The sequence below is a fragment of the Pseudomonas sp. UBA2684 genome, from assembly GCA_002354655.1.
Lineage (GTDB): Bacteria > Pseudomonadota > Gammaproteobacteria > Pseudomonadales > Pseudomonadaceae > Aquipseudomonas.
The window spans coordinates 1-22,482 of record DELY01000020.1; the positions used below are offsets into that span (position 1 = coordinate 1).

A 22,482-nucleotide genomic window follows, 5' to 3' on the forward strand; every position below is an offset into this window, starting at 1 on the left:
GCTCTGTACCCGTTAACTGTTGATGCAGACCGCCGTCACGTGGGAGCGGCTTTAGCCGCGAAAGATCTTCAGGTTTCAAAGATTTTCGCGGATAAATCCGCTCCCACAAAAGCGCGGTTTCTCCTGCAACACGTAACTGGGACATAGCCAAATAAAAACCATGAGGTTGGCCATGAGTTCTGCATTTATCCGCTACCCCAAGGCGTGCCTGCTGCATGCGCTGGGTCTGGCTGCCTTGATGGCGGTTTACCAACAGGTGATGCTGCCGTGGTATGTGAGTATTCCGTCCTTCCTGTTGCTGGCGCTGTGGCCCTGGCTCGGTCCCTGGCAGCGCCAACACGAGCCTGCAGTCGAGGCCGGCGCGGCGGCCGTGCAGTTCGCCGAGCTCAGCCGAAGTTTGTCCCAGCACACCTGCCATAACGCGCTGTCCGCGGCCCAGGTGGCGCATGCGGTGCAGCAGTTGGCCGGCAAGCTGCAATCGCAGCTGAGCGCGGTCGAGCAGATCAGCCAGGGCGCCGACGCCATTACCCATACCGAGCAGGACAACGCGCAGCGCGCGCAGCAGACCCTGGCCGCCGCGCAGACCGTGCGCCAGAGCAGCGCCAACGGTCAGCAGGAGTTGCAGCAGGCGATCGGCGCGATGCAGCAGCTCAGCGCGCAGACCGCCGCCAGTCGCGAATTGATCGACGGCCTGAGCACGCGCACCGAACAGATCGAACAGGTCACCCAGGTGATCCAGTCCATCGCCAGCCAGACCAACCTGCTGGCGCTCAACGCGGCCATCGAAGCCGCCCGTGCCGGCGAGCAGGGGCGCGGTTTCGCCGTGGTCGCCGACGAGGTGCGCAACCTCGCCGCACGCACCGCCAGCGCCACCGAGGAAGTCGGCCAGATGGTGGCCGATATTCGCCAACAGAGTGCCGCCGTGGTCGCGCACATCCAGCGCCAGGCCGATCAGCTGGACCAGGCGGCCAGCCAGATCGAGCACACCGGCGAGCAGTTGCAGGGCATCGCGGCCCTGGCGGTGGACGTGGAAGGCCAGGTGGCGCAGATCAGCTCCGGCACCGTGAATAACCACGAGCGCCTGGCCAATCTGTTCGTCGCCGTGGAACAGCTGCGCGGCGACGCGCTGGCCAGCGAAGGCCAGACCCGCCAACTGGGCCTCGCCGCCGAACAACTGGTCGGTCAGGCGGAAACGGTCAGCGAACAGCTCGCCGAAGTCGGCCTGGACGACTACCACCAGCGCATCTACGACCTCGCCCGCGAAGGCGCGGCGGCGATTGCCGCGCAGTTCGAGAGCGATATCCAGGCCGGGCGCATCGCCCTGGCCGACTTGTTCGACCGCCAGTACCAGGCGATCCAGGGGAGCTTCCCGGCCAAGTACAAGACCCGCTTCGACAGTTACGCCGACCGGGTTTTACCGACCGTGCAGGAACCCTTGCTGGCGCGCCACGAAGGCCTGGTATTCGCCATCGCCAGCACCCCGGAAGGTTACGTGCCGACCCACAACAACGCCTTCAACCACCCCGCCACCGGCGACCACGTGGCGGACACCGCGAAGAGCCGCAGCAAGCGCCTGTTCAACGACCGCACCGGTATCCGCTGCGGCAGCCACCAGCAGCCCCTGCTGCTGCAAACCTACATGCGCGACACCGGCGAGCTGATGCACGACCTGTCCGTGCCGATCCACGTGCAGGGCCGCCATTGGGGCGGTTTGCGCCTGGGCTACAAGCCCGAGCCTTGATGAGCGCCGGCACCGCCAGTGGCCCGACTGACGTTGCACACCCCGTCGTTTCCGGCACCTATACTCCATAGCACCCGGCGCGGCTGTGCCGGCCGCTCCGTTGCAGCTGGGGTTGGCAACGCTGTAGACGCGCGATAGGCCGCTTGTCGGCGCAAGACAGCGACCCAGCGCGGGCTGCGGGGCAGTACACCGATGAACAGTGCAAGAGGCGCGGCCGAAGCGCTGGCGCTGCATCACCGCCGGCGGCCGCCGCTGTCGACTGTGCGGGTCCTGGTCGTCGCCTGGCTGGTGGCGCTGACGGGGTGCGCCAGCGATCCGCCAGTACCGATTGCCGCGAGCACCTGGCGACAGATTGACAGTGACATCGCCGCCGCCTCGCGGGCGGCCTCGGCGCAAGCCAGAACACAGGCCTTGGCGGCCATGCAGCGCTGGATGGACCTGGTCTACCGGCAGACCGACGAGGAATTTATCCCGTGGTTTTCCAGCTACTGGACCCAGCAATGGCTGAGCATGAAGGTGTCCTGGTACACCCTGAGCGCCGAGGGCGAGAAGGACTCGACCGTCAACCGCTTGGCCCTCTACCTACAAGAACAGTATCAGGCGCTTGTGCTGGAACCGATCGCCGAGGAGACCGCTCCAGAGCAGATCATGCAGCACGCCACCGCGCTCTACGTGCGGCAGCTCGACCAGCGGCTGCAAGGCATTGGGCAGCGCCATGGCGTCCCGGCGGAACAGTTCGACCAGCGGCTTAGGGAGATTCCGGCGATCACCCTGGCCCCCGGTGCTTCGCTCTACCAACTGCTGCACGCCGACCCGCTCGACCGGTTGCCGGCCTATGCCGCCTTGATCGAGCGCATCGGCGCCACCCCCGCAGGCGCGGGCGACTGGTCGGCGAACCCCGGCATCGCCTCGGTGGCGAAACGCACCAGCGAAAGGCTGGTGGGCGAGCTCACCACCAGCGGCGCCGCCAGCGCGGTCTCGGCGATGGTCGGCCGAGTGGCCGGGATGACGATCTCCTTGGGCGTAGCCGTTTTCACCGCCATCGCCCGCGCCGACGAGCAGCCGGAAACCGAAACGCAGCTGCGCAACAACCTCAAGGCCGCGTTTGACGAGGAGTGGCTCGAGCTAATGCGCAGTCCCGAGCGCGGCGTGCTGGCCGGGGTGCATCACCTGTCCGGACAGATCGAAGGCGGCCTGCTCTGGTCGGCGCCGGTCAAGTTCGAGCCCATCCGCTCTGGGCAGCCGCCCTGGGACACCGGCGGCAAGTAAGGCCGTCACGCCGATTGTTTAGTTGTGACATAACTGAATATGTGAAGAGTCCTATTTAATCGCGGTTTCCGGCATGCGAGTCTCAGCCCATGAGTCCGTCCCTGCCGTTGTTTCCCGTCCCTGTGTGTGCTGCGCGTCTGCGTCAGCGGCGCTGTCTCGGTGCGGATCGGGCGAATTCGTTACTGCCGGAAATTCTCACCTTCTGGGCGTTGTGGCACTGCCGCCATGCGCGCCCACCGGATGCTCCTCTCGTGCTCAACTGAGTCCATCGGCTGCCGCTGCCGCAGCCTTTCTGTTGATTGTGTTCCACTGTGCCGCGCGTTTTGCGGGCCGGTGGACGTGCGCCGCGAGGCGCTAACGAGAGTCCCATGCACTTTGCTTCCGTAACGCAGGCCCAGGATTTTCTGGCGCAGAACCCCGATATCGAGTTGTTCGAGCTGTTTATTCTCGACGCCAACGGCGTGCCGCGCGGCAAGCTGTTGCACCGCGACGAACTGCTCGCCGTCTATCAGAGCGGCCGCCCGCTGCCGAGCACCATCCTCGGCCTGACCCTGGGGGGCGACGATGTGGAAAACAGCGGGCTGGTCTGGGAGGTCGGCGATATCGACTGCCGCGCCTTCCCGCTGGCGGGCAGTCTGACGCGCATGCCCTGGCGGCAGATTCCCACGGCGGCGGTGCAGGTCAGCATGCACCCCGAGTCCGGCATGCCGGCTGCCATCGCCGATCCGCGGCATGTGCTGATCCAGGTGATCGAGCAGCTCAAGGCCGAGGGCTACCACCCGGTGATGGCCTGCGAGCTGGAGTTCTACCTGCTCGATCAGAAACGCGATGCCGCCGGCCGCCCGCAACCGGCGCTGGACGCCGATGGCCAGCGGCCACGGCAGACCCAGGTGTATGGCCTGCGCGAGCTGGAGCAGATCGAACCGTTCCTCGCCGACCTTTATGCGGCCTGCAAGGCCCAAGGCATTCCGGCGCGCACGGCGATTTCCGAATACGCCCCGGGCCAGGTGGAAATCACCCTGGAGCACGGCGACGCCCTCGCAGCCATGGACCAGGCCGTGCGCTACAAGCGCCTGGTCAAGGGCGTGGCGCACCAGCACGGCATGCAGGCCTGCTTCATGGCCAAGCCGTTCGATCACCTGGCCGGCACTGGCATGCACATGCACGTCAGCCTGGCCGATGCGCAGGGCCACAACCTGTTCGCCTCAGAAGATCTGGCCGGCACGCCGCTGCTGCGTCTGGCCGTCGGCGGCATGTTGCAATCCCTGCTCGATTCGCTGCTGCTGTTCTGCCCCAACGCCAACTCCTACCGGCGCTTCCAGGCCAACAGCTACGCGCCGCTGGCTCCGACCTGGGGCGTGGATAACCGCACCGTGTCGCTGCGTGTGCCCGGTGGCCCGGCCTCCACCCGGCATATCGAGCACCGCATCTGTGGCGCCGACGCCAACCCCTACCTGGCGGCGGCGGCGATTCTCGCCGGCATCCACCGCGGCATCCGCGAGAACATCGATCCGGGCGAGCCGGTCGAGGGCAACGGTTATGCCCAGGCCAAGGAGCTGCTGCCGACCGACTGGCTGACCTCGCTGCAAGCCCTGGAGCGTTCCAGCTGGGCGCGCGACGCCCTCGGCAGCGCCTTCCTCGGGGTGTTCCTGGCGGTCAAGCGCGCCGAGTACCGTCAGTTCATGGCCGAGGTCGGCGAACAGGATTGGCGCTGGTACCTGACCCAGGCCTGAGAGGCGATGAAAAAACTCCCGCCTGCTGCGACCGCCGCCAAACGCCTTGCCGCGAACGCCAGGAGACGGTCATTAACCAAGCTTCGCGGCTAAAGCCCCTCCCACAGGAACACTAGGGCCCGTGGGAGGGGCTTCAGCCGCGAACAAGCCGATCAACAGCCGCCACCCAGAGGGTGGCGCAGAACAAAGGATTCGCCCATGACCGCCGCTATCAATGCCGCCATCCCCGCTGCCGAGCGCTGCCCGTCGTATTACAGCGCGACCCTTAATCAGGAAACCGACTACCCGACCCTGCGCGGCGAGCTCAACGTCGATGTGGTGATCATTGGCGGCGGCTTCACCGGCGTGGCGTCCGCCGTGGAGCTGGCCGAGCGCGGCCTCAAGGTGGCCATCGTCGAAGCGCACAAGATCGGCTGGGGCGCCACCGGGCGCAACGGCGGCCAGGTCACCGGCAGCCTGTCGGGCGATGCGGCAATGACCAAGCAGATGCGCAACACCCTCGGCGAGGAAGTCGACGACTTTATCTGGCACCTGCGCTGGCGCGGCCACCAGATCATCAAGCAGCGCGTGGAAAAATACGCCATCCAGTGCGATCTCAAGCACGGCCACCTGCACGCGGCGATGAAGCCGGCGCACATGGCCGAACTGGAAGCCGCCTATGCCGAAGCCGTGCGCCGTGGCATGGCCGCTGACGTGACCCTGCTCGATCGCGACGGCGTGCGCGGCCACCTGGCCAGCGACCTTTACAGCGGTGCGCTGAAGAACACCCGCAATATGCACCTGCACCCGCTGAACCTGTGCATCGGCGAAGCCAAGGCCGCGGCTAGCCTGGGCGCGCTGATCTTCGAACATTCGCCGGTTTTAGACATCACCCACGGCGCCAAGCCGGCGGTGGTCACCGCAGAAGGGCGGATCAACGCCCAGCAGGTGCTGCTGGCCGGCGACGTGTATCACAAGCTGGAAGCGAAAAAGCTCAAGGGCCTGATCTTCCCGGCCATGGGCGGCATCGTCACCACCGCGCCGCTGGGTGAGCTGGCCAAGCAGATCAACCCGCAGGACCTGGCGGTGTACGACTGCCGCTTCGTCCTCGACTACTACCGCCTGACCGCCGACGGCCGTTTGCTGTTCGGCGGCGGCTGCAACTACTCCGGGCGCGATTCGCGGGATATCGCCGCCGAGCTGCGCCCCGGCATCGAGCAGACCTTCCCGCAGCTCAAGGGCGTCGCCATTGATTTTCAGTGGAGCTGCGCCATGGGCATCGTGATCAACCGCATCCCGCAGCTGGGCAAGCTCTCGGACCACGTCTGGTACTGCCAGGGCTACTCCGGCCACGGCATCGCCACCAGCCATATCATGGGCGAGATCATGGCCAACGCCCTGACCGGCACCCTGGGCCACTACGACACCTTCGCCGCCTGCAAACAGATCAAGGTGCCGCTGGGCGACGTATTCGGCAACCCGATGCTGGCCGCCGGCATGTGGTACTACCAGATGCTCGAGAAGCTGCGTTAAGCCGGCGGTTGTGGTGGACAAGGCGGCGCCATGTCCACCCTATGGTGCGCGTGTGCTGCGCCTTCGTGGCTGCGCGCTGTTGGCGTACCAGGGGTTTGCTGGTGTAGGGCGGACATGCCGCAGGCTTGTCCGCCGTGGTTCAGCCGCGCAGCTGGTTGGCGGCGATTCGCCCCTTGGCCTGGGCGTCATCCGCGTCAGCGCGCTCATCGACAAAGGCCACCGGTGCCGAGCCATCGGCGTTGTGCTGGATGATTTCGCTGGGCTGGCCCTGTTCGTTGAAGAACACCTGGCCGATACCGGCGCCGTTCCACAGGCGTTCGCCGGCTTTGCTGCGCGCCGGGATGCGCGGCACCACCTGCATGCGCCGGCGCTTGGTCAGCCAGTTGAGCGGCGACCAGGGCGCGTACAGCCAGCGGTTGAGGCGGTCGAACCAGTCGAGCAGGCGCGGCGGGAATTCGTTTTTCAGGCCGCTGCTGGTGATCTGCCAGATTTTCGGCCCGCTTTTGCGTTGGCGGATCAGCACTTCGTAGACGAACGAGTAGTGCACGTCGCCGGAGAGAACCACATAGTTACCCGGGGTGCGCGAGTGGCGGAAGATGTTGAGGATGACCTTGGCCGCGCCGCGGTGGGCCATCCAGTTTTCCGCATCGACCATCAGCGGGTGGCCGGCCCAGCTGAAGACCTTCTGAATGGTCTCGATCAGTTTGACCCCGAAGATCGGCGCCGGCGAGACGATGATCGCCGACTGGTGGTCGATCAGCGCCTGTTGCAACTCGCACAGCGCTTCCCAATCCATCAGCCCGGACGGCCGCTTGAGGTTGCGCTCGCTGCGCCAGCGCCGCGTGCGGGTGTCGAGCACCACCAGCGCCGGGGTGCTCGGCAGCACGTATTGCCACTGGTGGAAGTGCAGCAGTTGCTCGATCAACGCGTCCTGGGTGGCGCTGTCCAGGTGATTCTTGGCGTCGCGCCCGGCGCTCATCGCCTGGATCGCTTGCAGCGGCTCGGCGAACACGTCCGGGTTGTTGCCCCAGCCCTGGCACAGTAAGTAGGCGATCAGCGCATTGCCGATGATGCGCTTGGAGAACGGGTGGCCGTAGGCGGTCTGCTCCCACTGCGCGGAGAGGTTCCAGTCATCGGTGATGTCATGGTCGTCGAAGATCATCAGCGTCGGCAGGTGGGCGAGGGCGCGGGCGACCTGGCCGAGGCCCCCGCGAAAGTCCTCGATACGCCCGCGCTCGGCCTGGTAGCGCTCGGCTTCTGCGGCGCTGAGCGCGGGCATTTCGGCGTCGAGCAGGGTCCAGGGCGTCGGCGACCAGACCAGCAGGTACATGGCCATGACCTCGGCGAAGGTCACCAGGTGGTTGTCGGCGCTGCTGCTGGTGAAGATCGGTTTTTCCACCCCGCCGAAGAATTTCTCGCGCAGGGTGTCGTTGCTTTCCAGCGCGGGCAGCAAGTCGGCGCGCTGGTAGTAGCTGGCCGGGTGCACATACAGCGCGTCGCTGTCGTCGACCACCGCGCCTTCCAGGCGTTCGCCGAACAGGCCCAGGGCCTCGATGACCTGATGAATGGCGCGCAGCAGCGGGCCGCTGACATCGTCGGCATACACCTGGTCGCCGCTCATCAGCAGCAATGCCGGGCGCTGCTCGGGGGCGTGCGCGGTGGCGAGCAGGCGGTCGACGCAGAGCAGGCCGTCCGTCGCGGCGTGGTGCGGTTTGCGGCAGGAGCCGTGGAGCAACTGGTCGATGCGCGCACGCAGGACGAAGTTCGCTCGTTGCGCGCCGGCGTACAGCAGGTGTGGCGCCCAGGCGGCGATGCCCTGGGCCGGCTGGTCGGCAGTGGCGAGCAACAGGTCGTAGTCGATCTGCACATCGTAGGGCAGCGGCGTGTCGAGGTGCAGGTCGATCAGGTGCAGGAAGGCCTGCTCGCCGATTTGCAAGACCTGACACTGTGCCTCGTCCAGCGGGTAATCCTCAGGGGCGCTGTCGCCCACCGCCAGTTGCAGAGTCAGCGGCAGCGCTTGCGAGCCGACCAGCCACAGCACCAGGCGCTGCGGTTGCAGGCGCCGCAGCAGCGGCCCAGCCAGGACCAGGGGCAGGTGGGCGGGCGGGGTGGACAGTGGCGTGGCGGCTGGCATCGGGACATCGTGCTCTGGCTGGCGGAAGACGGCGCGCTAGGCGCGGGGAGTAGACCCTGACGCCTGGCCATTAGTTCGCCAGCGCGCGGCGCAGACGCGATTATTGCCCTGTAGGGGGCCGGCTGAACAGCGTAGCGCTTACTGAGCGGCTGCGCGCAGGTGCGCCAGGTCGAGGATTTCGATCTCCCCGTAGGTCAGGCGCAGGATGCCCTGGGCCGCCAGCTCCTTGAGGATCTGGTTGGTGGTCTGCCGGGAAATCGCCAGCATCAAGGCCAGTTGCTCCTGGGCCAGGTGAATGACCCGGCGCGGCTCGCCTTCGCCGTAGTTTTCCGCGATCAGCAACAGGCGTCGCGCCAGACGCGGCGCGGCGGGCAGCAGGCTCATCTCTTCCAGGGCGATAAACGCCAGACGCAGTTTCTGGCTCATCAACAGGGCGAAGTCGCGCCAGTACTGCGGCTGGCGTTCGAGCAGGACGAGCAGGCTGGCCTGTGGCACCAGCAGCAGGGTGCTGGCGCAGTCGGCGAAGGCGTCGTGGGTGCGCGGCTGGCCGTCGAACAGGGAAATCTCACCGAACCAGTACGGTGGCTCGACCAGCGTCAGCAGCGCTTCCTTGCCGCTCTTGCTCACCGCGCCCACGCGCATGGCGCCGTCCACCACCGCATACAGCCCGCTGGGTGGGTCGCCCCGGCGAAACAGGCGCTGGCCGGCGTCGAGGTGTTGCACCTGGGCGGCGTCGAGCAGGGTTTCCTGCAAGGCGTTGGGCAGGGCGCTGAACCAGTGACCGCCCTGCAAACGGGCACGGTAGCGGCGGGGGTCGGGCATCGGGACTCCAGGGTTTGTCGGCTAGCTGACAGAGCGGCGCGGCGCAGCGGGTGCATTATCGTCGGGCCTGCCACGCACAAGGACAATAACCATGAAAACCCTGATCGATCACCTGGCCCAATATGCGGCTTACCATCGCGACCGCCGCAATATCGCCAGCCATTTCATCGGTATTCCGCTGATCGTCCTGGCGGTGGCCGTGCTGCTGTCGCGCCCTGGCGTCGAATTGGCCGGCCTGTGGTGGTCGCCCGCGAGCCTCACCGCCCTGGCCGCCGGGCTGTTCTACCTGCGCCTGGACCTGCGTTTCGGCCTGCTTATGGCGGTGCTGCTGGGCTTGTGCCTGTGGGCCGGCGCGGCCCTGGCCGGGCAAACCACCGCCGTCTGGCTGAGCAGCGGTCTGGCGCTGTTCGTGATCGGCTGGATCATCCAATTCGTCGGTCACCATTACGAAGGACGCAAGCCGGCCTTCGTCGACGATGTCATGGGATTGGTGATCGGCCCGCTGTTCGTCGCGGCGGAGGCGGCCTTTCTGCTCGGCCTGCGTCATGAGGTGGAGCAGGCGATCGTGCAGCGTGCAGGGCCAACCTGCATCCGCGAGAAAAAGGCGGCGGCTTGACCGCGCTCATCTCCGCGCGCTCATACGAGCGGCGCGAACGACAACTCTAGGGTCTGGTCAGTCACGGGCTTGCTCGCGATGTATCGCGGGCATGGCCTAGTACATCGCCATCCACTGCTTGGTCAGGGCGCGGCTGTGGCGGTCCACGGTGATCGGCGCGAACGGTCGGCCGGAGACGCTTTCCAGGGTATTGCTCTTGCTGTTCATGTCGCTCAGCGCGGCTTTCAGGTATTCCCAGCGCACTTTCAACTTGCCGATGCTCGGGTCGGCCTTGTTGTCCAGTGTCGCCAGCTCTTGGTCGATGGCCGGCACCAGCAGGCGTTCGTCCTGGCCGAGGTAGGTGTCCGGTTGTTCGCGGGCGATTTCGAAACTGCCCATGTAGGAACGGCTGAGGTATTGCACCGCGAGGTATTCGACCTTGGCCGACAACTCGCTGCTGCCCGCGCGCGGTTGTTGCCGGGCGGCGTGGAGAAAATCGCGCAGCGCCTTGCTCAGTTCCTGTGCGTAGCCCCAGGGCAGATCTTCTTCATTGGGGCCAAAGGAAACACCGCGGCGCAGTTGGGTAACAAGCTCAAGGTGTGTGCTGCGCAGCCCATCGCTGGGCTGCGGAAGGCTCTGCATCGCGGCTGCCAGGGTTTGGATGTCGCTGTCCAGGCGGGCCTGGTGGCTCTTCTGGAAACCCTCGCCGCGTAACAACATCAGGCTACTGGTGGCGCGGCTGGCGTAGACCTGAACCTGTTCCTGGGGGGTGACCGCTTCGGCGAAGGCCATCGGCGAGAGGCTCGCGAGGAGGCCGAGGGTTGAGATAAACAGATGACGAAACAACGACTTAAAACGCATTCCGGGGTGCTCCTTATTATTGTTGTGAGCAGTGCGGAGGGAGAATCAGCGCATGCATACGCCTGGTAATAGGTTACTGCGCACGCTTACGCAAGAAATTACTCGAAAGAGTGATTTCGTCGGAAATCGGCCCTTACTTGTGGCTGGCCCACCTCACCCGAGCAGGCCACTGCGCTGTATCGGCGTTCAGCCCAGCCTACGCCGGGTGGCGCGGCTGGCCGGCCTTGGGTTTGAAGTACAGGGTTTCACCGCGGCTTAGATTGGCCAGGCTGGCGTGATCCTTGGCCACTTCGGCCTCGATCGGTTCGGCCTGGCCTGGAACCTTGAGAGTCACCCGGGTGATTGCGCCGAGCGGCCGGATATCGCGCACTTCACCGGCCTGGTGGCCTGCTTCGGCCTGACGCGAGAGGTGAATCTCGTGCGGGCGGAACAGCACGTGGGTGTCGTTGCCAACGTACAGACGGTTGGCATCGCCGAGGAAGTGGTAAACGAAATCGCTGGCCGGTTGCTCATAGACCTCGCCCGGCGAGCCGATCTGTTCGATCACGCCCTTGTTCATCACCACGATGCGATCCGCCACTTCCATGGCTTCTTCCTGATCGTGAGTGACGAATACCGAGGTCAGGTGCACCTCCTCGTGCAGGCGTGCCAGCCAGCGGCGCAGTTCTTTGCGCACCTTGGCATCCAGCGCGCCGAAGGGCTCGTCGAGCAACAGCACTTTCGGCTCCACCGCCAGGGCGCGGGCCAGGGCAATGCGCTGACGCTGGCCGCCAGACAACTGCTCCGGGTAGCGGTCGGCCAGCCAGTCGAGCTGCACCAGGTCGAGCAAATCGTGAACCTTTTTCTTGATCACGTTCTCGTTCGGCCGCTCGCCCTTGGGCTTCATGCGCAGGCCGAAGGCGACGTTGTCGAACACTGTCATATGGCGGAACAGCGCGTAATGCTGAAAGACGAAACCGACGTTGCGGTCGCGCACGTCATGCCGCGACACGTCTTCACCATGGAACTGGATGCTGCCGCTGTCCGGGGTTTCCAGGCCGGCGATGATCCGCAGCAAGGTGGTCTTGCCGCAGCCCGATGGGCCGAGCAAGGCCACCAACTCGCCGCTCTGGATATTCAGGTTGATGTCGTTCAGCGCCTTGAACGCATTGAAGTTCTTGCTGACGTTGCTGATCTCGATACTCATGACTTATTCCTCGCCCGCACTGGCTTTCAGGCGGTTGATCCGTGATTCGCTCCACTGCTTGAGCAGCAGGATAAACAGCGCCAGCAACAGCAGCAGGCTGGCGACGCTGAAAGCGGCGACGTGGTTGTACTCGTTGTAGAGAATCTCGACGTGCAGCGGCAGCGTGTTGGTGTAGCCACGGATATGCCCGGACACCACCGACACCGCGCCGAATTCACCCATGGCCCGAGCCGTACACAGCACCACGCCGTAGATCAGGCCCCATTTGATGTTCGGCAGGGTCACGTGCCAGAACATCTGCCAGCCGTTGGCCCCAAGCAGACGCGCGGCCTCCTCTTCCTGGGTGCCCTGCTCCTGCATCAGCGGAATCAGCTCGCGGGCGACAAAGGGCACGGTGACAAACACCGTGGCCAGCACGATGCCCGGCAGGGCAAAGATGATCTGGATATCGCGGTCCTGTAGCCATTCGCCGAAGAAGCCTTGCGCGCCGAACAACAGCACGTAGACCAGGCCGGCGATCACCGGCGACACCGAAAACGGCAGGTCGATCAGGGTCACCAGGATGCTCTTGCCGCGGAACTCGTACTTGCTCACGCACCAAGCAGCCGCTACGCCAAACACCAGATTCAGCGGCACCGAAATGCCCACGGCGAGCAGCGTCAGCTTCAGCGCGGAGAGGGCGTCCGCTTCGAAGATCGCGCCGAAGAAGGTGCCGAAGCCGTGCTTCAGCGCCTCACTCAGCACCACCAGCAAGGGCAGCAGCAGAAACAGCACAAACACTAGCCAGGCGCTGCCGATCAGCAGCCGGCGACCCAGCACGTTGCCGCGCCGAGCGGCGTTGGCAGAGGCTGAAGCGGTCAGGGTTACAGAAGACATGGTGACCTCCTCAGGATTTGCCGATCTGCCGCTGCAGCAGATTGATCAGCAGCAGCAGAATGAAAGACACCACCAGCATCAGCACGCCAATCGCGGTGGCACCGGTGTAGTCGTACTGGTCGAGCTTGACCATGATCAGCAGCGGCAGGATCTCGGTCTTCATCGGCATATTGCCGGCAATAAAGATCACCGAGCCGTACTCGCCCACACCGCGGGCGAAAGCCAGGGAAAACCCGGTCAACCAGGCCGGCAGCAAGGCCGGCAGCAACACATAGCGGAACACCTGCAACGGCTTGGCACCCAGGCAGGCGGCCGCTTCTTCGACCTCGCGGGGGATATCGGCCAGCACCGGTTGCAGGGTGCGCACCACGAACGGCAGGGTGACGAAGGTCAGCGCCAGGGTGATACCGAGCGGCGTGTAGGCGATCTTGAAGCCCAGGTCGGTGGCGAACTGGCCGACCAATCCGCTGGGGGCATACAAGGCGGTCAGGGCAATACCGGCAACGGCAGTGGGCAGGGCGAAGGGCAGGTCGATCATCGCTTCGATGACCTTACGTCCTGGGAAGGTGTAACGCACCAATGCCCAGGCCAGCAATGTGCCGATAATGCCGTTGATGATGGCGGCGGCGAAGGCGGTGGCGAAGCTCAGTTTGAGCGCAGCCAGTACCCGCGGCGCGGAAATGATGGCCCAGAACTCACTCCAGGTGAGCTGAGCGGCGTGGACAAACATGGCACCCAGAGGAATCAGCACCAACAGACTGAGGTACACCAGGGTGTAGCCCAGCGTCAGCCCGAAGCCGGGTATGACGGGGGAAGTACGACGAGACATTGTCTGTCCTTTCTCTGCGTTGGAACGCGGTAAGCGCGTAGGGTGGACATGCCGCAGGCTTGTCCACCGGATTGGTTGGCTGAGGCGTAGGGTGGGTTGAAGAACCGTAGGATGGGTTGAGCCTGCGATACCCATCGCGGCGTATCGGTCGGAATCCGATGGGTATCGCTTCGCTCAACCCATCCTACGTTCGCTCTTCGAGCTCATTGCGCCTGGTAGATCTGGTCGAACACTCCGCCATCGTTGAAGAACTTCGGCTGTGCGGTTTTCCAGCCGTTGAAGTCCTTGTCGATGGTCACCAGCTTGAGCTCGGGGAACTGCTGGCTGAACTCGCTGGCCACTGCCTGGTTGCGTGGGCGGTAGAAGTGTTTGGCGGCAATGCGCTGGCCTTCATCGCTGTACAGGTAGTTGAGGTAGGCCTCGGCGACTTTACGCGTGCCTTTGCGCTCGACGTTCTTGTCGACCACCGCCACCGGCGGCTCGGCGAGGATCGACAGCGACGGCGCGACGATCTCGAAGTTCGCCCCCCCTTCTTCCTTCAGCGCCAGGAAGGCTTCGTTTTCCCAGGCCAGCAGCACGTCGCCGATGTTGTTGTTGACGAAGGTGATGGTCGAGCCGCGCGCGCCGGTGTCCAGGACCGGAACGTTCTTGTAGAGCTTCTCGACGAATTCCTGAGCCTTGGCTTCGCTGCCGTATTTCTGCTGGGCGAAAGCCCAGGCGGCGAGGAAGTTCCAGCGTGCGCCGCCGGAGGTTTTCGGGTTCGGGGTGATCACTTCCACGCCCGGCTTGACCAGGTCGTCCCAATCCTTGATGCCTTGCGGGTTGCCCTTGCGCACCAGGAACACGATGGTCGAGGTGTACGGCGTGCTCGATTCGGGCAGGCGGCTCTGCCAGTCCGCCGGGATCAGCTTGCCGAGCTTGTGCAGCTCGTCGATATCGCCGGCCAGGGCCAGGGTCACCACGTCGGCACGCAGGCCGTCGATCACCGCACGGGCCTGCTTGCCCGAACCGCCATGGGATTGCTGAATGGTCAGGGCTTCATGGCCCTGGGCTTGCCAGTGCTGGTTGAACGCGGCGTTGTACTCGCTGTACAGCTCGCGGGTCGGATCGTAAGAAACGTTGAGCAGGGTTTCGGCGGCTACCGGACCGGCGACCCCCGTAATAGCCAGTGCGCTGGCAAGGGCGGCGAAAGCAAAGCGGCGAATGGACATGGTGCAGCTCCTAAGCATTCAAACGTGTTGTGTGGGGGTAGCGGGCGTTGCATCGATCAGCGGCGCATTCGCGGGCGACAGCTGCAGTACCGGTGGTGTGCGTGCATGGCGATGGGTCTCTCATGGTCACGCCCTCCGGTTGTCCAGTCGGGCTTGCGGTGTGGCGGGTCAGGCGTGCTTGCTGGCAGGCGGTTGCCGGCGGAATTTTTCCTTGCGCTCGATCTGCACCACCTGGCCGTTGTGCACGGTGATTTCCACCGAGCCGAATTTCAGGCCATGCAGGGCACTCTGGATCTCGCGCAGGATGCTGGCGTCGTCCTGGCCGTCGAGGAGGGTTGCGGTCATTGCGTATGCTCCTTGGAATCCCCTGTTTGCAGCACTCATGTGCCGTCGTCGGCGGGTGTGGAGCGGATACTAGATGTGTCTAAATATTCTTAAAAATACTGTTTAAGAACATTTATATTCCTTGAGGATATATAGAGGCGGTCGATTCAGGCTATGTCGTGATGTGTGTTTATGGAATAAGCAAATAAATTCTTATTCTTTTTGTTGTTGATTCATCCTGCCTACACTGCCGACCAAGCACCGTTATGGAGACGTCGCAGATGCGCAATCAATCGATCCGTTACCTGATCGTGCCGGGCTGGCAAGGCTCGCCCGACGCGCATTGGCAAAGCCATTGGCAGCGCAGCCTGCCGAACAGCGCGCGGGTGCAGCAGGCCGACTGGCTGAGCCCGCGTCGCGAGGATTGGGTGGCCGAGTTGCAGCGCAGCATCGCCAGCGATCCGCGTCCGGTGATGCTGATTGCCCACAGCCTGGGCTGTATCACTGTGGCGCATTGGGCGGCGCAGGCACCCGCTGAGTTGCTGCGCCGGGTGCGCGGCGCCTTGCTGGTGGCGCCGGCGGATGTGCAGCGCGACAACTGCCCGCAAGCCTTGCGCAACTTTGCGCCGATCCCCGGTGATCTGCTGCCGTTTGCCAGCCAAGTGATCGGTTCGGACAACGATGCCGCCGCCAGTGCCGCGCGCGCCATTGAACTGGCCCGCGACTGGGGTAGCGACGTGACGATTCTCCGTGGCGCCGGGCATATCAACGTTAAGTCCGGGCATCGGCGCTGGGAGCAGGGCTTCGCCTACCTCTACCGCTTGCAGAGTCGGATCGAGCAGCCGCGCTTGCGCGCCTAATCAGCGCTATCGCCAGCCAGCTGGCGCCTAGAAAAGCACTGCATGGAGAGCCGGCGGCAGTGGCTAAATCAAGGCGCTGTACCCGTTAAATGTTGATGTAGACCGCCGCTCCCACAAAAGCGTGGCTTCTCCTGCAACACGTAACTTGGACATAGCCTAAATCAACGGCATTCGCCGATTCGCCGGCCTTTGCCGCGGGGGCTTGGTGCAGGCAGCCGCCCCGCAAGTAAGCCGCGTCCCTGTGGGGCGCGGTTCTGGAGTCGTAGGTCATGTCGTTTGCGCAGAACAGTCCACCACCCCTGACCTTCGCCGAGGCCGACAAGAGTCCGCTGAGCATCCGCGCCAAGGCGCTGGTGTTTATCGACCCGTTGTCGCGTCAGTTGCGCGAGCACGCCGAGGCCCTGGCGCCGGGCGTGCAGCCGCTGCTGATCCGTGGCGAAACCGGCACCGGCAAAGAGCTGCTGGCGCGGCATATCCACCGGCTAAGCGAGCGCGGTGGCCTGTTCGTCTCGCTCAGCTGCGCGGCCATCAGCCCACAGTGGGGCGAAGCCGAGCTGTTCGGCCATACGCCGGGTACGCAGCGTGGGGCGGTCAGCAGCCGCGCCGGCTGGTTCGGTTCGGCCAACGGCGGGACCCTGTACCTGGACGAGATCGCCGACCTGACCCCGGCCTTGCAGGTGAAACTGCTGGCGGCCCTGGAAACCCGCGAGGTCTACCGCGTCGGCGCGGCGCAGGCGATTCCCGTGGATGTGCGGCTGATGGCCGCGAGCAGCATCGATCTCAGCCGGGCGGTGGCGGCCGGCACCTTCAACGAGCGCCTGTACACCTACCTGGGCGACGGCCAGTTGCGCTTCCCGGCGTTGCGCGAGCGGGTCGGCGATATTTTGCCGTTGGCCGAGTATTTTCTCGGCAGCCATGCCCAGCGTTTGGGCATGGCCATTCCCGTCATCAGCCTGGAGGCGCAGCGGCTGCTGGAGACGCACAACTGGCCGGGTAACAGCCGCGAGCTGGAGAACGTTATCCATTTCGCCCTGCTGCTGGCCGGGAACGCGGAGATTGGTCCGGCGCATCTGGAGTTGCCGGGGTAGCGGGGTGCGGTATGACCTCAGGGGGCTGCGGTTGGCTGGTGGACAAGGCTTCGCCATGTCCACCCTACGGCGCTGGGATTGTCGACACGACGGGTGTAGGTCGGGGCGCTATGACCCTAGCAACGACACCGATTTGACCTGCGCCCACAGCCGTTGGCCGTTGTGGATCGCCAACTGGTCGAACGAGTAGCGGGTGATCCGCGCCAGCAGGCATTGCTCGCCCAGTCGAAGGGTCAGCAGCACCTGGGCGTCCAGCCGTTGCCAGGCGGCGACCTCCACCGGCAACAGGTTGAGCAGACTGCTGCCTTCGGCGCGGTGCAGGCTGAGGCTGATGTCGCGGGCCTTGATCTTCACCCGCACGGCATGCCCGCTGGGCAGTGCGGTATGCGGCAGGCGCAGCTGCGCCGGGCTGCCGGCCAGGCTCAGGTGCAGCAGTTGGTAGGCGGCATCGTGGCCGCAGACCTGGCCGTCGATCACCGCTTCGGCGTCGTCGTCGCCAGCGAACGGCAGGTCGGCGCGCAGCAGGGTTTCCTTCAGCGGCCCGCTGGCGCGCACCTGGCCGTTTTCCAGCAGCACCAGGTGATCGGCCAGGCGCGCCACTTCGTCCGGCGCATGGCTGACATACAGCACGGGAATCTCCAGCTCCTGGTGCAGGCGTTCCAGGTAGGGCAGCACCTCCTGCTTGCGCTTGAGGTCGAGCGAGGCCAGCGGCTCGTCCATCAGCAGTAGCCGCGGGCTGGTCAGCAGCGCGCGGGCGATGGCCACCCGCTGCCGCTCGCCGCCGGACAGGCTGGCCGGCATGCGCTGCAACAGGTGCTCGATGCCGAGCAGTTCCAGCGCCTGCTCCAGGGCCACTCGGCGACTGGCGGCGGCGATGCGTTGTTGGCCGAACGCCAGGTTGCGCCGCACGCTGAGGTGCGGGAACAGGTTGGCGTCCTGGAATACATAGCCGATCGGGCGCTGGTGCGGCGCGAGGAACTGGCCGCTGGCGCTGTCTTGCCACAGCTCGCCATTGACCCGCAGGTAGCCGTCGCGCGGCCGGTCAAGGCCGGCGAAGCAGCGCAGGCAACTGGTCTTGCCCGAGCCCGAGTGGCCGAACAGCGCGGTGACGCCACGTCCGGGCAGGTGTAGGTCGAGCGCCAGGGCAAAGCCGGGGTGCTCGATACGAAAGCGCGCCTGGATCAGGCCATCGCTCAGCGCAGTGGGCGGCGCGGCGCGGCGCCTGAACAGCTTGCCGATCATCGCCAGGCCTGCTGGCGGCTGCGCCCGGAATACAGGGCCAGCAGCACCACGAAGGAGAAGACCAGCATGCCGCCGGCTAGCCAATGGGCCTGGGCGTATTGCAGGCTTTCCACATGGTTGTAGATTTGCACCGAGGCGACCTGGGTCTTTCCGGGGATGTTGCCGCCGATCATCAGCACCACGCCGAATTCGCCGACGGTGTGGGCGAAGCCGAGTACCGTGGCGGTGAGAAAGCCCGGCCTGGCCAGCGGCAGAACCACCGTGAAAAACGTATCCCAAGGGCCGGCGCGCAGGGTCGCGGCGGCCTCCAGAGGCGCGCGGCCGATGGCCTCGAAAGCGTTCTGCAAGGGCTGCACGACAAACGGCAATGAATAGAACACCGAGCCGATCACCAGGCCGCTGAAGGTGAACGTCAGGGTGCCCAGGCCGAGGCGCTCGGTCAGTTGGCCGACCGCGCCGTGCGGGCCCATGCTTACCAGCAGGTAGAAGCCGATCACCGTCGGCGGCAACACCAGCGGCAGGGCGACGATGGCGGCCAGCGGCCGTTTCAGCCAGGACTCGGTGCGCGCCAGCCACCAGGCGATGGGCGTGCCGACCAGCAGCAACACCACGGTGGTCAGCGAGGCCAGCCTGAGGGTCAGCAGAATGGCGTCTATATCGGCTTGGGTGAGTGGCATCGCGGGGGGCTACCTGTCGAGGGTGTAACCGTAGGCGGTGATGATCGCCGCCGCTTGCGGGCCTTTCAGGTACTCGAGCAGGGCACGCGCCGCGGGATTGCCCATGCCTTTTTCGAGAAGCAGGGCGTCCTGGCGGATCGGCTCGTACAGGGCCTCTGGCACCACCCAGGCGGAGCCGCTGCTGATCTGGCCATCCTGGTACACCTGGGACAAGGCGACGAACCCCAATTCGGCATTGCCGGTGGAGACGAATTGCAGGGCCTGGGTGATGCTTTGCCCCTCGACCAGCTTGCCGGCCAGGGCCTGGCGCAAGCCGAGCTTGTCCAGGGTCTGCAGCGCCGCACGACCGTATGGCGCGGCTTGCGGGTTGGCCAGGGCCAGGTGCTTGAAGGGGTTGCGCTGGAGCACCTCGCCCTGGGCGTCGACATAGCCCGCTTGCGCCGACCACAACACCAGCTTGCCGATGGCATAGGTGAAGCGCGAGCCAGCCACGCCGTTGCCTGCCTGCTCCAGCGTGGCCGGCGTGCTGGCGTCGGCGGCGAGCAGCACTTCGAACGGCGCGCCGTTGCGAATTTGCGCATACAACTGGCCGGTGGCGCCGAACGCGGTGATCAGCGTATGCCCGCTGTCGCGCTTGAACGCGCGGGCAATCGCCTGCATCGGTGCGGTGAAGTTGGCGGCGACGGCCACCTGCACCTCCTCGGCCAGCGCGGAGGTGGCGGTGCAGGCGAGCAGCAGGGCGAGCAGTGAGTGGCGGCGCATGGGGTCTCCGAGGGTGCGTTATTTACTTTTCTATATAGCGCTTGGCCAAGGTTAGCGCATGGAGGCGTCCAGGTGCGATGCGGCCTGAGGAATGTCGGCATCTTGGTAATAGCTGACTGCTAAGTCAAGTGGCTTCGCTTCAGCCTTTGCGCCACACGCTGGCCAGCCACGGCTGCTGTTCGCGGGGTAAGCCGGCCGGGCGGTAGTAGTGTTCCAACTCGACGAAGCCGGCGGCCAGCAGCAGCGCTCGCCAATTGCTCAGGTCGTAGTAAGTGCCATAGCGTTCGCCGTGCCAGCCTTCCTGATTTTCGCCGCGCGGGTTGGAGCTGAACAGCACGCCGCCGGCTTGCAGGGTGGCGTGCAACTGACGCAGCACCCGTGGCAATTCCTGGCTGGGGATATGGAACAGCACGGCGTTGGCGAAGATGCCATCGAAGCGCGCCGGCGGCAGGTCGAGGGCGAGAAAGTCTTGCTGCCACACCTCGCAGCCGCTGTCTTCGCGGGCCATATCGACGAAGCGCGGACAGCCGTCGAGGCCGACGGCCGTGTGGCCGAGGGCGCTGAAGGTGCGCAAGTCGCGGCCTGGGCCACAGCCGAAATCGAGAATCTGCAACGGCGCCGCCTTGTCGAGGGCGCGCAGCAACGCGGCGATATTCTGGCTGACATCGTGGTCGCGGGTGCCTTCGCGAAAGTCCTCGGCGCAGCCCTGGTAATGGGCCAGGGTCAGGGCGCTGATCTGCGCGAGGTCGTCGGGGCTGAGCGTCATCTGGGCGGGCCTTGAGTGAAAGCAGGCGACTATTAAAACCCATCCGCACGTTCGTCGGCTCAATCCAGTTGCAAGCGCCGCGTTACGGTGCATCGAGCCATGCTGCATGGCTGTCCCAGTGTTTAATCAATACCGTTTCGTGGGCTGGGCTTCAGCCCAGCAGAAACTGGCATCGCCGTTTTGCGACAAGTACGCGCGAAGCGGCCTACCATCAGCGGTTAATCGGCGCGGGGTATAGTGCGCCGGCCCTTGCAACCCAACTGGATGCGCTTTCGATGCCTGCAACGCCAGCCGAGCACGACCTGCCCAAACCCGTCAGCCTGTTCGAGGCCTTTTGCTTCTGGCTCAAACTCGGCCTGATCAGCTTCGGCGGCCCGGCCGGGCAGATTGCGATCATGCACCAGGAGTTGGTGGAGAAGCGCCGCTGGCTGTCGGAGCGGCGCTTTCTGCATGCGCTGAACTACTGCATGTTGCTGCCGGGACCGGAGGCGCAGCAGTTGGCCACCTACATCGGCTGGCTGATGCACCGCACCTGGGGCGGGGTGATCGCCGGGGTGCTGTTCGTGTTGCCGTCGCTGTTCATCCTGATCGGCCTGTCCTGGGTGTATATCGCCTTTGGCGACGTGCCGCTGGTGGCGGGGATCTTCTACGGGATCAAGCCGGCGGTCACCGCCATTGTCGTCCAGGCGGCCTACCGGATTGGCTCGCGGGCACTGAAAAACAACTGGCTGTGGGGCATCGCGGCGGCATCCTTTGTAGCGATCTTCGCACTCAACGTGCCGTTCCCGCTGATCGTCCTCGCCGCCGCCGTGCTCGGTTACCTCGGCGGGCGCCTGCTGCCGCAGCATTTCACGCCCGGTGGCGGGCATGGCGCGACGGATAAAACCTTCGGCCCGGCGCTGATCGACGACCACACGCCAACGCCCGCGCACGCGCGTTTTAGTGGCTCGCGCCTGGCCCTGCTGCTGTTGGTCGGCGCCTGGCTGTGGCTGCTGCCGATGGGCTTGCTGATCTGGTTGTTCGGCTGGGACGGCACGTTGACGCAGATGAGCTGGTTCTTCACCAAAGCCGCATTGCTGACCTTCGGCGGCGCCTACGCGGTGCTGCCCTACGTGTACCAGGGCGCCATCGGCCACTACGGCTGGCTGACGCCGACACAGATGATCGACGGCCTGGCTCTTGGCGAAACCACGCCGGGGCCGCTGATCATGGTGGTGGCCTTCGTCGCCTTCGTCGGCGCCTACGTGCAGCAAGTGTTCGGCGCCGATCAGGCGTTTGTCGCCGGTGCGCTGGCCGCGGCCCTGGTCACTTGGTTCACCTTCCTGCCGTCGTTCCTGTTCATCCTCGCCGGCGGCCCGCTGGTGGAGTCGACCCACGGCGAGCTGAAATTCACCGCGCCGCTGACCGGCATCACCGCCGCGGTGGTCGGGGTGATCCTCAACCTGGCGCTGTTCTTCGGCTACCACGTGCTCTGGCCGCAAGGCTTCGCCGGCAGCTTCGACTGGCCCTCGGCATTGATCGCGTTGGCCGCCGCCGTGGCGCTGTTCAGGTTCAAGCGTGGGGTCATGGAGGTGATTGGCGCTTGCGCGGTGGCGGGGGTGCTGGTGCGTTTACTGCTCAACTGAGAGGTGTGCGATGAGCCGTATCTCGATCTGTGAATTGGCCGAGTGGCAGGCCGCGAGCCGGCAGTTCAGCTTGCTGGATGTGCGGCGGGCAGCTGTTCGGCAGGCGGATGCCGCCGCCATTCCTGGCGCCCAATGGCGCGACCCCGAGGGCCTTTTCACCTGGAAGGATCAGGTACCACGGGACAGGCCGGTCATTCTCTATTGCGCCCAAGGACATGAGATCAGCCAGGGCATCGCCGCCACGCTGATGGTCATGGGGCTCGATGCGCGCTACCTGATCGATGGCTTCACCGGTTGGCGAGCGGCCGGTCAGGCAACTGAACCGCTGGCGACTGGCTAACCCATAGGCTTGCGCCACGCTCGGGTCAG

Annotated in this window: 21 protein-coding genes; 9 read left to right on the forward strand and 12 right to left on the reverse strand. The window is 65.2% G+C overall.

The window, feature by feature from the left end; all coding sequences use genetic code 11:
• Positions 1 to 259 precede the first annotated feature (259 nt).
• From B3M58_RS08320 to B3M58_RS08335, 4 genes are all read left to right on the forward strand, one after another.
• A complete protein-coding gene (locus B3M58_RS08320; RefSeq protein WP_414704066.1) occupies positions 260 to 1,741 on the forward strand; it encodes a methyl-accepting chemotaxis protein in 1,482 nt (493 codons plus the stop codon).
• Positions 1,742 to 1,933: 192 nt separating this feature from the next.
• Positions 1,934 to 3,010, forward strand: a complete 1,077-nt coding sequence (locus B3M58_RS08325; RefSeq protein WP_296218261.1) for a hypothetical protein — start codon at positions 1,934 to 1,936, stop codon at positions 3,008 to 3,010.
• Between the two features lie 368 nt (positions 3,011 to 3,378).
• On the forward strand, positions 3,379 to 4,743 hold the full coding sequence (locus tag B3M58_RS08330; protein WP_296218262.1) for a glutamine synthetase family protein: 1,365 nt from the start codon (positions 3,379 to 3,381) through the stop codon (positions 4,741 to 4,743).
• 210 nt (positions 4,744 to 4,953) lie between these two features.
• On the forward strand, positions 4,954 to 6,255 hold the full coding sequence (locus B3M58_RS08335; protein WP_296218320.1) for an NAD(P)/FAD-dependent oxidoreductase: 1,302 nt from the start codon (positions 4,954 to 4,956) through the stop codon (positions 6,253 to 6,255).
• Positions 6,256 to 6,394: 139 nt separating this feature from the next.
• Here the strand turns inward: B3M58_RS08335 and B3M58_RS08340 are convergent, their stop codons facing one another.
• Both B3M58_RS08340 and B3M58_RS08345 read right to left on the reverse strand, forming a co-directional pair.
• A complete protein-coding gene (locus tag B3M58_RS08340) occupies positions 6,395 to 8,389 on the reverse strand; it encodes an alkaline phosphatase D family protein (RefSeq protein WP_296218263.1) in 1,995 nt (664 codons plus the stop codon).
• A 138-nt stretch (positions 8,390 to 8,527) separates the two neighbouring features.
• Positions 8,528 to 9,211: a Crp/Fnr family transcriptional regulator gene (locus B3M58_RS08345; RefSeq protein ID WP_296218265.1), complete on the reverse strand. Its 684-nt coding sequence runs from the start codon at positions 9,209 to 9,211 to the stop codon at positions 8,528 to 8,530.
• A 91-nt stretch (positions 9,212 to 9,302) separates the two neighbouring features.
• Here B3M58_RS08345 and B3M58_RS08350 point away from each other — a divergent pair, with 91 nt between their 5' ends.
• Entirely contained in the window at positions 9,303 to 9,827 is a 525-nt protein-coding gene (locus B3M58_RS08350; protein WP_296218266.1) for a DUF962 domain-containing protein, read from the forward strand.
• Between the two features lie 96 nt (positions 9,828 to 9,923).
• On the opposite strand, the gene B3M58_RS08355 is transcribed toward B3M58_RS08350, so the two are convergent.
• The 6 genes from B3M58_RS08355 to oscA form a co-directional block, all read right to left on the reverse strand.
• Positions 9,924 to 10,667 (reverse strand): hypothetical protein, encoded by a 744-nt coding sequence (locus B3M58_RS08355; RefSeq protein ID WP_296218268.1) that lies wholly within the window; start codon positions 10,665 to 10,667, stop codon positions 9,924 to 9,926.
• A gap of 196 nt (positions 10,668 to 10,863) precedes the next feature.
• The gene (locus tag B3M58_RS08360; protein ID WP_296218270.1) at positions 10,864 to 11,853 is read right to left on the reverse strand and encodes a sulfate/molybdate ABC transporter ATP-binding protein; all 990 of its coding nucleotides are present in this window, start codon (positions 11,851 to 11,853) and stop codon (positions 10,864 to 10,866) included.
• Positions 11,854 to 11,856: 3 nt separating this feature from the next.
• On the reverse strand, positions 11,857 to 12,729 hold the full coding sequence (cysW, locus tag B3M58_RS08365; protein WP_296218271.1) for a sulfate ABC transporter permease subunit CysW: 873 nt from the start codon (positions 12,727 to 12,729) through the stop codon (positions 11,857 to 11,859).
• Between the two features lie 10 nt (positions 12,730 to 12,739).
• Positions 12,740 to 13,558 (reverse strand): sulfate ABC transporter permease subunit CysT, encoded by an 819-nt coding sequence (gene cysT / locus B3M58_RS08370; RefSeq protein WP_296218272.1) that lies wholly within the window; start codon positions 13,556 to 13,558, stop codon positions 12,740 to 12,742.
• A 203-nt stretch (positions 13,559 to 13,761) separates the two neighbouring features.
• The gene (locus B3M58_RS08375) at positions 13,762 to 14,769 is read right to left on the reverse strand and encodes a sulfate ABC transporter substrate-binding protein (RefSeq protein ID WP_296218273.1); all 1,008 of its coding nucleotides are present in this window, start codon (positions 14,767 to 14,769) and stop codon (positions 13,762 to 13,764) included.
• Between the two features lie 168 nt (positions 14,770 to 14,937).
• Complete coding sequence (gene oscA, locus B3M58_RS08380; protein ID WP_296218275.1) at positions 14,938 to 15,114, reverse strand: sulfur starvation response protein OscA; 177 nt, start codon at positions 15,112 to 15,114, stop codon at positions 14,938 to 14,940.
• Positions 15,115 to 15,374: 260 nt separating this feature from the next.
• On the opposite strand from oscA, the gene B3M58_RS08385 reads away from it, so the two are divergent.
• Both B3M58_RS08385 and B3M58_RS08390 read left to right on the forward strand, forming a co-directional pair.
• A complete protein-coding gene (locus tag B3M58_RS08385; protein ID WP_296218276.1) occupies positions 15,375 to 15,953 on the forward strand; it encodes an alpha/beta hydrolase in 579 nt (192 codons plus the stop codon).
• 269 nt (positions 15,954 to 16,222) lie between these two features.
• Positions 16,223 to 17,041, forward strand: coding sequence for a sigma 54-interacting transcriptional regulator (locus tag B3M58_RS08390; RefSeq protein ID WP_296218278.1), 819 nt, complete (start codon positions 16,223 to 16,225; stop codon positions 17,039 to 17,041).
• 108 nt (positions 17,042 to 17,149) lie between these two features.
• On the opposite strand, the gene modC is transcribed toward B3M58_RS08390, so the two are convergent.
• The 4 genes from modC to B3M58_RS08410 all read right to left on the reverse strand — a co-directional run bounded on the left by modC (position 17,150) and on the right by B3M58_RS08410 (position 20,488).
• A complete protein-coding gene (gene modC, locus B3M58_RS08395; RefSeq protein ID WP_296218279.1) occupies positions 17,150 to 18,283 on the reverse strand; it encodes a molybdenum ABC transporter ATP-binding protein in 1,134 nt (377 codons plus the stop codon).
• Positions 18,280 to 18,960, reverse strand: a complete 681-nt coding sequence (modB, locus tag B3M58_RS08400) for a molybdate ABC transporter permease subunit (protein WP_296218282.1) — start codon at positions 18,958 to 18,960, stop codon at positions 18,280 to 18,282. The genes modC and modB overlap by 4 nt, the downstream gene beginning before the upstream one ends.
• A gap of 9 nt (positions 18,961 to 18,969) precedes the next feature.
• On the reverse strand, positions 18,970 to 19,722 hold the full coding sequence (gene modA, locus B3M58_RS08405) for a molybdate ABC transporter substrate-binding protein (RefSeq protein WP_296218283.1): 753 nt from the start codon (positions 19,720 to 19,722) through the stop codon (positions 18,970 to 18,972).
• 139 nt (positions 19,723 to 19,861) lie between these two features.
• The gene (locus tag B3M58_RS08410; protein ID WP_296218285.1) at positions 19,862 to 20,488 is read right to left on the reverse strand and encodes a class I SAM-dependent methyltransferase; all 627 of its coding nucleotides are present in this window, start codon (positions 20,486 to 20,488) and stop codon (positions 19,862 to 19,864) included.
• Between the two features lie 275 nt (positions 20,489 to 20,763).
• Between B3M58_RS08410 and chrA the strand changes: the two genes are divergently transcribed.
• Complete coding sequence (gene chrA, locus B3M58_RS08415; RefSeq protein ID WP_296218287.1) at positions 20,764 to 22,113, forward strand: chromate efflux transporter; 1,350 nt, start codon at positions 20,764 to 20,766, stop codon at positions 22,111 to 22,113.
• 10 nt (positions 22,114 to 22,123) lie between these two features.
• Positions 22,124 to 22,453 (forward strand): rhodanese-like domain-containing protein, encoded by a 330-nt coding sequence (locus tag B3M58_RS08420; RefSeq protein ID WP_296218288.1) that lies wholly within the window; start codon positions 22,124 to 22,126, stop codon positions 22,451 to 22,453.
• Positions 22,454 to 22,482 lie beyond the last annotated feature (29 nt).